The organism is Planococcus versutus (assembly GCF_001186155.3).
GTDB lineage: Bacteria > Bacillota > Bacilli > Bacillales_A > Planococcaceae > Planococcus > Planococcus versutus.
The window spans coordinates 2,670,482-2,682,760 of the sequence record NZ_CP016540.2; the positions used below are offsets into that span (position 1 = coordinate 2,670,482).

A 12,279-nucleotide genomic window follows, 5' to 3' on the forward strand; every position below is an offset into this window, starting at 1 on the left:
GTATTTTTGAACGCCGAAAGAATGATCCTTCTTTTTACAAATTAAACCTGCTATTTCATTTCACTCTATAAAAAAAACACAAAATCCGTCTTTCAACGGATTTTGTGTTTTTTATCGTTCTTTGTCCAGCTTCAGCAACTTACTTTTGGGGTCGTAAGCTATTTAGGCTACGCGAGAAACGCCACTTCGCCTTATGTCTGTCAGAGCTGAACAGGCACGTTCACTTTTCTACTTACATATTGCGTCTATACTGCCCGCCTACTTCGTACAAAGCTGTTGTGATTTGACCGAGGCTGGCGACTTTTACGGTTTCCATCAATTCTTCGAAGATGTTGCCGCCAGTTTTTGCTACTTGCTTCAGGCGGTTTAATGCCTCAATTGAATTATTGCGTTCTTGGAAAGCGCGTAAATTACCAATTTGTGTTTCTTTTTCTTCTGTTGTGGCACGAGCGATTTCCATTGCATTGATGTCGTCATCCGTTTGTGGATTCGGATTTAAATACGTATTGACTCCGATAATCGGCAATTCACCTGTGTGTTTTTTCATTTCGTAATGCATGGACTCTTCTTGGATTTTACCGCGCTGGTATTGCGTTTCCATTGCGCCCAAGACGCCTCCGCGGTCGTTGATGCGGTCAAACTCTGTCATTACCGCGTCTTCTACCAATTGTGTCATTTCTTCAATGATAAACGCACCTTGTAGTGGGTTCTCGTTTTTCGAAAGACCATGTTCTTTAGTGATGATCATTTGAATGGCCATTGCGCGGCGAACTGATTCTTCCGTTGGCGTCGTGATGGCTTCATCGTATGCGTTTGTGTGCAACGAGTTGCAGTTGTCTTGCAAAGCCATCAGCGCTTGCAACGTTGTGCGGATATCGTTGAAATCGATTTCTTGTGCGTGCAAGCTGCGTCCTGAAGTTTGCACATGGTATTTCAGTTTTTGACTGCGTTCATTAGCACCGTATTTATCGCGCATAACAATCGCCCAAATGCGACGTGCTACACGTCCAATAACCGTATACTCTGGGTCTAGTCCGTTCGAGAAAAAGAACGACAAGTTGGGCGCAAAGTCATCAATGTTCATGCCGCGGCTCAAGTAATATTCCACGTACGTGAAACCGTTAGACAGCGTGAACGCCAATTGTGAAATTGGGTTCGCACCTGCTTCTGCAATGTGGTAGCCGGAAATTGATACTGAATAGTAATTACGCACTTTATGATCGATAAAGTATTGCTGAATATCACCCATCATACGCAAGGCAAATTCAGTCGAGAAGATACACGTGTTTTGTCCTTGGTCTTCTTTTAAAATATCTGCTTGCACGGTTCCACGTACCACTTGCAACGTACCTTCACGAACTTCTGTGAATTCTTCGACCGTCAATGTACGGCCCAGCTTTTCTTCGTTAATTTTTACTTGCTGATCAATCGCTGTGTTCATAAACATCGCCAAAATGATTGGCGCGGGTCCGTTGATCGTCATTGATACAGAAGTCGATGGTGCACAAAGATCAAAGCCTTCGTACAATTTTTTCATATCATCCAGTGTACAAATCGATACACCTGATTCCCCGACTTTGCCGTAAATATCTGGGCGGTGATCCGGGTCTTCGCCGTAAAGCGTTACCGAGTCAAACGCCGTCGATAAGCGTTTTGCATCATCATCTTTCGATAAATAATGGAAACGACGATTTGTGCGTTCAGGTGTTCCTTCGCCCGCAAATTGACGTTTTGGGTCTTCTCCTGCACGTTTGAACGGGAATACGCCTGCTGTATAAGGAAATGAACCTGGAGCGTTCTCCAAATAAACCCATGACAAAATTTCACCATAATCAACGAATTTCGGCAATACGACGCGAGGCACTTTGATGCCAGACAAGCTTTCTGTTCGCAAAATAGTGCGGATTTCTTTGTCACGTACCGTTGTCACAAATTCGTCACCCGCATACATTTCTTTTAACGCATCCCAGTTGTTTAAAATGCGTTTCGATTCAGCTGTTAGTTCATCACGAACGCCTTCTGCAAGAGACTCGAGTGAAGCCACTAATGCATCATCCGGCGCTTTTTCTTTTACTGCTTCGATTGCGCCTTCTAATTGGAACAGTCGACGTGCAAAAGCAGCTTGTTCTTTCGTTTTCGCGTGATAACCCCGAACTGTATCCGTTAGTTCACGTAAATAATAGCGACGGTCGTTTGGAATAATGAGATTTTCTTTTTGTGTTTTTACGAATTTATCGTAATCCGTTTCCCAATCCGTACCACATTTTTCGTTAACTGTTCCAACTAATGCTGCAAACAGCGAATTGGTTCCTTTGTCGTTAAACTGGCTAGCGATGGTGCCGTAAACCGGCATTTCTTCTAGCTCCTTATCCCATGACAGGCGGCTGCGCTGATACTGCTTTTGGACTTGACGAAGTGCATCTTGTGAACCACTACGTTCGAATTTGTTGATACAAATCAAATCTGCATAATCAATCATATCGATTTTTTCAAGCTGTGACGGTGCACCAAATTCGCTCGTCATTACATACATTGAAACGTCTGAGAAATTCGCAATTTCTGCATCACCTTGACCAATTCCGCTCGTTTCAACGATAATCAAGTCAAAATCTGCTGCTTTCACAACATCTAAAACGTCGCCAATTGCGCCTGATAACTCAGAACGTGAGCCGCGTGTTGCAAGACTTCTCATAAAGACACGCTTGTTGAAAATTGCGTTCATGCGGATACGGTCACCAAGAAGTGCGCCCCCGTTTTTTGCTTTGTTGGATCAATAGATAAAATCGCGATTTTTTTGTCTGGAAGTTCGGACAAGAAACGTCGAATCAATTCATCTGTTAACGAACTTTTACCAGCTCCACCAGTTCCTGTAATCCCAAGAATCGGTGTATTTTTTGTTTGTGCACGAACCGTTTTCAACAGTTCAGCTGTATCTGTGTCACGTGTATGAGCTTCTTCTGCTGCTGTAATGGCGTTTGCCAATACAACGGGTTCAGCAGTTGTTAAGTTTTCAAAAGACTGATCTGCTATAACTGTTGAAAAATCACATTCTTCAACAATTTCCGTAATCATGCCTTGTAACCCCTTTTTACGGCCATCTTCTGGCGAGAAAATACCCGCAATGCCGTATGCTTCAAGTTCTTTGATTTCACGAGGTAAAATAACACCGCCACCGCCGCCATAAATGCGAATATGCGAAGCACCTTTTTCTTTTAATAAGTCGTACATATACTTAAAGTATTCCATATGACCGCCTTGATAAGAAGAAATACAAATTCCTTGAACATCTTCTTGGATGGCCGCATTGACTACTTCTTCAACTGAACGGTTATGACCTAAGTGAATCACTTCGGCTCCGCTTCCTTGTAAAATGCGGCGCATGATATTAATCGACGCATCGTGTCCGTCAAAAAGACTAGACGCTGTAACAAAACGGATGTGATTTTTTGGCTGATAGGTTTTCGCTTCTTCAATGATCGCCATTATGTTTTAGCCCCCTGTACTGAGATTTTTTCTCCTGCCATCCCTTGCAAAAGAAATCGAGTTTGGATATCGATAAATTCTTGAATCGTGAAGTTGTCTAATGCCCATCGTCTAAATGCCCACATTTGACCTTGAACAAACAAATGATGAGAAGCCATTCTTACTTCTTTTGGAGTCATTTGAATTTCACCATTTTCAACACATTGTGATAGCAACCGTTCGAAAATCGCGACCATTTCAAGTTCTTTTTTCAACACATATCGCAATGCGTCTTTTGGCAATGCTTTGGATTCTTGATACATGACCACAAACTCATCTTGCATATCATCGATTAATGTATAGTAATGCTCAATTGCCATAGTCAAGACGCTAATAGAGCCGCGTTCCAAGTCAAGATGGTCAAGACGCGCGTGAACTTCGTCATAAATAGCGTCACAGACAAGATAAAGCACATCTTCTTTTGTTCGAATGTATTCATATAAAGTGCCGATGCTAAAACCGGCAGCTTTTGCAATTTCTCTTGTCGTCGTCCGGTGAAAGCCTTTTTCTTTAAAAAGCGTGACAGCACCGCGAATCATTTGTTCGCGGCGCTTTTCGATCAAGCTTTCATCTTTTACGGAAGTCTCAATTTCACGCTTTTTGTTCATAAGACAACCCTCCGCTTATTTCGTAACCATCCGAGAAATAACCAAACGTTGAACTTCTTGCGTACCTTCATAAATTTGCGTGATTTTCGCGTCGCGCATATAACGCTCCACTGGGTAATCTTTCGTATAACCGTAACCACCGAATACTTGTACAGCTTCAACGGTCACTTTCATCGCTGTGTCGCCAGCCATCAATTTTGCCATAGCTGATTCTTTACTATAAGACATTTTGTTCGATTCAAGCCATGCAGCTTGATAAGTTAACAAGCGAGAAGCTTCGATTGAAGTTGCCATGTCTGCTAATTTAAACGAGACTCCTTGGTTCACCAAGATTGGCTTACCGAATTGCTCACGCTCTTTCGCGTAATCGATTGATGCATCAAGTGCACCTTGTGCGATTCCGACTGCTTGAGCTGCAATTCCGTTACGTCCACCATCAAGTGTTTGCATAGCAATTTTAAAGCCTTGACCCAGTTCACCTAAGACGTTTTCTTTTGGCACGCGGCAATTATCGAAGATAATTTCCGTTGTTGGACTTGAACGAATCCCTAGCTTGCGTTCTTTTTTACCAACCGAAAAGCCTTCAAAGTCTTTTTCAACGATAAATGCAGTTGTTCCTTTGTGTTTTGATTCTGGATCCGTCACTGCGAAAACGACATAAATATCTGCAATGCCACCGTTTGTAATAAAAATTTTCGAACCGTTTAGTACGTAATGATCGCCATCTTCTCTTGCGGATGTACGCATAGATCCTGCATCAGATCCTGCAGATGGTTCTGTTAAACCGTATGCGCCGATTTTTGTTCCTTCCGCCATTGGACGAAGGTATTTTTGCTTTTGTTCTTCTGTTCCGAATGTGTATACGGGCCATCCAGCAAGTGACGTGTGTGCTGAAAGAGTAACGCCTGTTGATGCACACACGCGTGATAATTCTTCAACTGCGATACAATATGCTAAATAATCCGAGCCGATGCCGCCGTATTCTTCTGGCCATGGAATTCCGGTGAGTCCAAGTTCGGCCATTTTATCGAAAATTTCACGATCAAAACGCTCTTCTTCGTCACGCTCTTCTGCTGTTGGTGCTACTTCTTTGTTGGCGAAATCTCTTACCATTTTGCGGATCATTTCATGTTCTTCAGATAGTTGGAAATTCATTTTTTCATTCCTCCGATTATTTGGTTAGTTGTTTGCTAATAACAATGCGTTGAATCTCACTGGTGCCTTCATAAATTTCCGTTACTTTCGCGTCGCGGAACAAACGCTCGACTGGATAATCCTTCGTGTATCCGTAACCGCCAAATACTTGAATGGCTTCAATCGTCACGTCCATTGCTGTTTTCGAAGCAAAAAGTTTTGCCATTGAAGCTTGTTTATTGCAATCTTTGCCTTGCGCATACAAGTCAGCTGCATTATAAACGAGTAATTTCGCTGCTTCTACTTGCGTAGCCATATCTGCTAGTTTAAAACCAACACCTTGTTGATGAGCAATTGGTTTTCCAAACTGTACGCGTTCTTTTGCATAAGCTACTGCGTATTCATAAGCCGCTTCAGCAATACCAAGTGCCTGTGCTGCGATGCCAATACGCCCAACGTTCAAATTCGCCATTGCGATGCTGAATCCTTTATTTTCCTCGCCTAACAGGTTTTCAGCTGGAACGCGCATGTTTTCGAATGTTAGTTGAACGGTTTTCGAACCATGCATTCCCATTTTCTTTTCGTTTTTCCCAATGATTAATCCCGGTGTGTCTTTTTCAACGATAAACGCTGAAATTCCACGAGATCCGGCAGCGGGTTTTGTAGAAGCAAAGACAATATACGTATCAGCTGCACCACCGTTTGTAATAAACACTTTCGAGCCGTTTAATACATAGTCATCGCCGTCTAAAACAGCTTTTGTTTTAAGACTTCCAGCGTCAGATCCTGCAGCAGGTTCTGTTAAACAAAAAGCTCCAAGATATTCACCACTTGCTAATTTTGGTACATATTTTTCAATTTGCTGCTGCGATCCGAAATTTAGAATCGGGTTTGTGCCGACAGATGTGTGAACGGATAAAATGACTCCAACCACACCGCTAACTTTTGATAATTCATGAATCGCCGTAATATAAGAAGTGAAATCCATTTCTGATCCGCCGTATTTTTCCGGAGCGGTAATTCCCATTAATCCAAGCTTGCCCATTTTTTTTATGATTTCTGTAGGAAATTCATCATTTTCCATATTTTCAATAAAAGGTGCAATTTCTTCTTTGGCGAAATCTCGTACCATATTGCGCATCATCAGCTGCTCGTCTGTAAAGTTCAAATCCATTCTGGTTCCTCCTAATTGTTATGCGTAGCTATAGAAACCACGTCCGGTTTTCTTGCCAAGCCATCCTGCCTTCACATATTGACGCAATAACGGGCTTGGACGATATTTGCTGTCACCAAATCCTTCATGCAGTACTTCCATAATGTAAAGACACGTATCCAGTCCAATAAAATCCGCTAATTCAAGTGGGCCCATTGGATGATTCATGCCCATTTTCATAATGTCATCAATGGCTTCTTTTGTTGCCACACCTTCTTGAAGCGTAAAAATCGCTTCGTTGATCATCGGCATCAAAATACGATTTGCGACAAACCCAGGAAAGTCATTTACTTCTACAGGCGTTTTTGATAATTGCACAGTCATTTCTTCTACTTTTTTATACACTTCATCTGAAGTAGCTAGTCCGCGAATAATTTCTACTAATTTCATGACTGGTACTGGATTCATGAAATGCATCCCAATTACTTGTTCTGGACGATTTGTTACTGCCGCGATTTCTGTAATAGGCAGTGATGATGTATTGGTTGCTAAAATTGTGTGTGCTGGTGTTACTTCGTCTAGTGTTTTAAAAATACTATGTTTAATTGCCATGTTTTCAACCGCTGCTTCAATGACGATATCAACATCGTGTGCATCTTTTAAATCTAGTGATGGTGTGATGCGTCCAAGAACTGCTATTTTTTCATCTTCTGTCATCCGGCCTTTTTCAACATTGCGCGTTAAATTTTTTGTAATTGTGACAATGCCTTTGTCGTAGGCTTCTTGTTTCATATCATTTAATTTAACGTTTAGTCCTGCTTGCGCACAAACTTGTGCGATGCCTGAACCCATTTGGCCAGCGCCTATAACCATCACGTTTTGAATCGTCATCTTTAGTTTGCCTCCTTTGGAACTTCAATCATAATTGCATCACCTTGTCCGCCACCTGAGCAGATTGCCGCGATGCCGATGCCGCCTCCACGACGTCTTAGTTCGTAAGCAAGTGTGAGGATAATACGTGAACCACTTGCTCCAATTGGGTGTCCAAGTGCAACTGATCCGCCATTAACGTTTACTTTTTCAGCATCGAGTCCTGCAATTTCCGAGCTTGCTAATGCAACTGCAGCAAATGCTTCATTGATTTCGAATAAATCGATTTCTTCTAATGATTTACCTGTTTTCTTTAATAGCTCATTGATTACGATTCCTGGAGTTTCTGGGAAACGATGAGGTTCAATGGCTATTTCTGTATGAGAAAGGATATGAGCCAGTATGTTTTTGCCTTCTTTTTGTGCACGCTCTTCATTCATTAACACAAGTGCTGCTGCTCCGTCATTAATGCCAGGTGCGTTTCCGGCCGTGATTGTGCCGTCTTTACCAAATGCCGGCTTTAATTTCGCTAATGCTTCCACGGTCGAATTGGCGCGAGGCGCTTCGTCGGTATCCACGGTAATAGGATCACCTTTACGCTGTGGAATATCGATTGCAACAATTTCTTCTGCGAATAAATCTTTCGCTTTGATTGCACGTTCATGTGAGCGGGCTGACCAGTTGTCTTGCTCTTCGCGCGTTAAGTCAAAATCTTCAGCTGTTGAGTTGCCGTAAGTTCCCATGTGAACGCGGTCTGGATGGAATGAGCATGATAATCCATCGTGGACCATGCCATCAATTACTTGTGCATCGCCCATGCGAAGACCCCAACGTGCTTTTGGTAAATAATAAGGTGCATTCGACATGGACTCCATGCCACCTGCTACAATTACTTCTTCATCACCTAAACGAATAATTTGGTCTGCCAATGTAACACTGCGCATGCCCGATGCACATACTTTGTTAATTGTTTCAGATTTTACGTTATATGGAATTCCTGCCTTAACAGCTGCTTGGCGAGAAGGGATTTGTCCTTGTCCAGCTTGCAACACGTTACCCATAATCACTTCTTGAACATCTGCTGGTTGAATACCTGCACGGCTCATTGCAGCTTTGATAGCTGCTGCTCCAAGATCGCTTGCTGTCAACGTGCTCAAGTTTCCACCGAACTTACCAAATACTGTACGTGCTCCATCAATGATGACTGTTTTTGCCATGATAATTTCCTCCCCTTAATGTGTTTCGTTGTAAACGGTTTCAATTATTTTAAAAAGAAAAAATATTTTTTATGCTTGCTTGAGTATCCCGCAAAAAGTATGCGTCAAGCGTGATTTCTTCATTTGTTAATTCGATTGTTTAGTGACTGAACGCTCGCTCGATTTTTACCAAAAAGAAAAGGGAGCATTATACTCCCTTGTGTGTTTATTGCTTATTCTATTATTCTACTCAGTTTCCTCGTAATAAGCAATTATTTCTTACTGCATATTTGTTTGCTTATTGGACAATTGCTTCTGGCTCTGGTGTTGCATTTCCAAGAACAGCCATCTCCAATAATTCCGCTACATCGTACGTGCCCACTTGTTCTTCCACTTCTTTTGCTTTAGTGCCGTCTGACAACATCGTCAAGCAGTACGGGCAACCAGAAGAAATCATAGTCGGACTAACTTCAAGTGCTTGTTCTGTACGAGCAACATTGACGCGGTGACCTGCATTTTCTTCCATCCACATCATTCCGCCACCGGCTCCACAGCACATACCATCTTCGCGGTTACGAGCCATTTCAACTAGTTCTACACCTTGAATCGCTTTTAATATCTCGCGCGGTGCATCGTAGACATCGTTATACCGACCAAGGTAACAAGAATCGTGGAATGTGATGCGTTCGTTTACTGGGAATTGCGGTTTTAATCGACCTTCTTGAACGAGATCAAATAGCATTTCCGTATGGTGATACACTTCTACTTTAAAACCAAAATCCGGGTATTCGTTTTTGAAAATGTTGTAAGCATGCGGATCAATCGTAACAATTTTCTTGACTTCTGCTTTTTCAAATTCTTTAATATTAGCGGTTGCTAGTTCTTGGAACAAGAATTCGTTTCCGAGACGACGTGGTGTATCGCCTGAGTTTTTTTCTTTGTTTCCGAGAATCGCGAATTTCACGCCTGCTTCATTCATTAAACGTGCAAACGATAAAGCAATTTTTTGTGAACGACTATCAAACGATCCCATTGAACCAACCCAGAACAAGAATTCGAACTCTTCTCCTGCTTTGTTTGCTTCTTTTACAGTAGGGATATGAATATCTGGACGTGCATCTCTCCAGTTTTCTTTTTCTTTACGGTTAAGCCCCCATGGATTTCCTTGACGTTCGATGTTGGTCATCGCGCGCTGTGCATCTGGATCCATTTTGCCTTCTGTCATTACTAGGTAACGACGAAGATCGATAATTTTGTCTACATGCTCGTTCATAACTGGACATTGATCTTCACAGTTACGGCAAGTTGTACATGCCCAAATTTCTTCTTCTGTAATAACGTCTCCAATTAGGCTCGGGCTGTAAAGTTCGTCGATGGTAATGCCTTCAGCGCCAGCGGCCATTGCCAACTGGTTTCCTTGTGTATTGTTAAATGCCATCGCTGGTACCCACGGTTTTTTCTGAGTCATCACCGCACCTGTATTTGTCAGGTTGTCGCGAAGTTTTGTGATCAAGTCCATCGGAGACAGCATTTTACCTGTTCCTGTTGCTGGACACATATTCGTACAACGTCCACATTCTACGCAAGCGTAGAAATCGATCATTTGGCTTTGTGAGAAATCAGTGATTTTCCCGACACCGAACGAAGGCATCGCATCTGGATCTTCTTCGTCTTCCATTTCTTCAAAGTTGATTGGCTTTAAACGGCCAACATGGTCAACTCTATGGAACCACGTGTTAACTGGTCCAAACACCAAGTGAGCGTGTTTTGATTGTGGTACATAAACTAGGAATGATAGGAGGAATAGTAAATGCGCCCACCACATAATGTAGAAAATTGTTATGGCTGCAGTTTCAGGCAACCAAGCAAATGCACCTGCTACTAGAGAAGCAACGGGCTCTGTCCAAGCAGCTTCGTGGCCGTGCCAAATCATGCCCATTCCGTTACCAACAAGCACCGTAACCATCAAGCCACCAATGAAAATCAACACAAGCCCTGATTTCCATCCACGTTTCAAGCGAACCAGTTTTTCAATATAACGTCTGTAAAACGCCCAAATTACTGCCACTAGAATCGTTAATGTTACGATTTCTTGAAAAAAAGTAAATGCTGGATAAAGTGGACCCAGCGGCAAATGTGAACCTGGTGATAACCCTTTAATAATAAAATCAATAGCACTTGCTTGAACTAATAAAAATCCATAAAAGAACATAACGTGAATCGTTCCGCTCTTCTTGTCTTTCAATAACTTTTTCTGACCAAATACGTTGACCATTACTTTGCGCACACGCTCGTTGAAATTTTCTTCAAACTCTACTTTCTTTCCGAGTTTAATAAAATCATATCTCGACTTTAATAAGTAGATGAAGAGATAAATTGCGTAAGCGGTTACAGCTATAAATAAAACCCAGTTTGCAATTAACAATGGCTCCATCGCGATATCCCCCTTATTATGTGTATTCTAAAAATAACTTACTCAAAGTTTACGTGAATGAGTGCAACTTGTCGATACTATGTTCTATATTAAAATATGAATGAGCATTCAGTCAACCTTAACTTAAAAGAGTTTTCAAGTTAACCCCTTATGATTTAACCTTTGAGAAATAAATGGCAGAAATATGTATTTTATTCTAATAAAAAAAGAAGTCTCCCACTACAGGATTCTTCTTTTACGTTACGAAGTGCTAATGGAATAAAGGTGTTTTCCGAAATCGCGTTGAATGCGTTCTAAATTTCGCGGTAGCACACCAACTAACACACAAGTAGCTGGTCCGCCTGAACAATTTACATCAAGTGCTGTGGAAATTTCTACGGGTCGATCCATTAACGATTGAAATTCTTGTTGGATGCCTTTTGAACCAACTGGCCAAATACGTTCGATTAAAGATGAGTCAAGCGCTTTTTTTAAGAGTTTCATATTAGCAACTTGCTCTGCATTAACTATGACTTGTTCTCCAACTAATGGAACGCCGTAAACAGACCAACAAAGCAATTCGGCATTTATTGGCTTTTTTTGTTGTTTGCCAATCATTGTGATAGCGATACCCGACTGCTGCGTCAGCATATTGGTTTCCGTGCTTCCTGAAATAGAAGGAAGCGTTGTTTGTGCTTCAGTGAATAACTCAGTGATCCCCGCAACATAAGCGTCCCAACTAGAAGCTCCGCTAAAATTATGCACAAGTACAGCTTGCGGCGTACTTCCCGCAGCCCATTGTTCGAGCAAGGCAACACGTGCTGCAAATTTCGCAGTGAGCGTGTTAGATACGTAGATCACATCTTGCTCTTTTTCGCCGATGCCTGCTGAATTATCTGACGTAATAATAAAATCATCAATTGCTACTTCATGACGCATGTCGTGCACCTCCACTTGCTTTTAACACATAAGGCATTAAAAGAGCGGCTACTACAGCATTGATAGAAGCTGCGATTAACAGTCCTGGAACTGACGCGTAAAAAAAAGCAGGTGACAATAAAAAGTAAAATGGAACTGCCGCTACTATTCCATTGCCAATTATAAAAGCTGGCCATTTTAACCAGTGTTTACCTGCTTGATGCAATTTTGCGAATAGCCATACTGCTGCCCACATTTCAACGGCAATGATCAAGTGGAATGGGCCAAGTGGCATGCCACCAAACAATGCCGAAATCAAATGACCAAATGCGGCAATGATTCCTGCGATTGGCGCTGAAAAAAACAATACCGCTACAAGCGCTGGCAAGGCATCAAGCGCAATAGATGTAATGCCGAGCGGTATTTTGATCATGCCCCAATGGCAGACAAACTAATAAACAAAGC

The 12,279-nt window shown here is 42.1% G+C and carries 8 protein-coding genes and 1 pseudogene; all 9 read right to left on the reverse strand.

Annotation, left to right across the window (positions count from 1 at the left end; all coding sequences use genetic code 11):
• Nucleotides 1-232 precede the first annotated feature (232 nt).
• The 9 genes and pseudogenes from icmF to I858_RS13490 all read right to left on the reverse strand — a co-directional run bounded on the left by icmF (nucleotide 233) and on the right by I858_RS13490 (nucleotide 12,247).
• A pseudogene (gene icmF / locus I858_RS13450) lies at nucleotides 233-3,483 on the reverse strand (fused isobutyryl-CoA mutase/GTPase IcmF).
• A complete protein-coding gene (locus I858_RS13455) occupies nucleotides 3,483-4,130 on the reverse strand; it encodes a TetR/AcrR family transcriptional regulator (protein ID WP_049692942.1) in 648 nt (215 codons plus the stop codon). Before I858_RS13455 ends, icmF begins: the two are co-directional and overlap by 1 nt.
• Before the next feature lie 15 nt (nucleotides 4,131-4,145).
• The gene (locus I858_RS13460) at nucleotides 4,146-5,285 is read right to left on the reverse strand and encodes an acyl-CoA dehydrogenase (protein WP_049692943.1); all 1,140 of its coding nucleotides are present in this window, start codon (nucleotides 5,283-5,285) and stop codon (nucleotides 4,146-4,148) included.
• A 16-nt stretch (nucleotides 5,286-5,301) separates the two neighbouring features.
• Nucleotides 5,302-6,438 (reverse strand): acyl-CoA dehydrogenase, encoded by a 1,137-nt coding sequence (locus I858_RS13465; RefSeq protein WP_049692944.1) that lies wholly within the window; start codon nucleotides 6,436-6,438, stop codon nucleotides 5,302-5,304.
• An 18-nt stretch (nucleotides 6,439-6,456) separates the two neighbouring features.
• Entirely contained in the window at nucleotides 6,457-7,308 is an 852-nt protein-coding gene (locus I858_RS13470; protein ID WP_049692945.1) for a 3-hydroxybutyryl-CoA dehydrogenase, read from the reverse strand.
• 2 nt (nucleotides 7,309-7,310) lie between these two features.
• Nucleotides 7,311-8,504 (reverse strand): acetyl-CoA C-acetyltransferase, encoded by a 1,194-nt coding sequence (locus tag I858_RS13475; protein ID WP_049692946.1) that lies wholly within the window; start codon nucleotides 8,502-8,504, stop codon nucleotides 7,311-7,313.
• A 277-nt stretch (nucleotides 8,505-8,781) separates the two neighbouring features.
• On the reverse strand, nucleotides 8,782-10,917 hold the full coding sequence (locus tag I858_RS13480; RefSeq protein ID WP_049692947.1) for a (Fe-S)-binding protein: 2,136 nt from the start codon (nucleotides 10,915-10,917) through the stop codon (nucleotides 8,782-8,784).
• Between the two features lie 240 nt (nucleotides 10,918-11,157).
• Nucleotides 11,158-11,835, reverse strand: a complete 678-nt coding sequence (locus tag I858_RS13485) for a hypothetical protein (protein WP_049692948.1) — start codon at nucleotides 11,833-11,835, stop codon at nucleotides 11,158-11,160.
• The gene (locus tag I858_RS13490) at nucleotides 11,825-12,247 is read right to left on the reverse strand and encodes an ECF transporter S component (RefSeq protein ID WP_239457173.1); all 423 of its coding nucleotides are present in this window, start codon (nucleotides 12,245-12,247) and stop codon (nucleotides 11,825-11,827) included. Before I858_RS13490 ends, I858_RS13485 begins: the two co-directional genes overlap by 11 nt.
• Nucleotides 12,248-12,279: the final 32 nt, after the last annotated feature.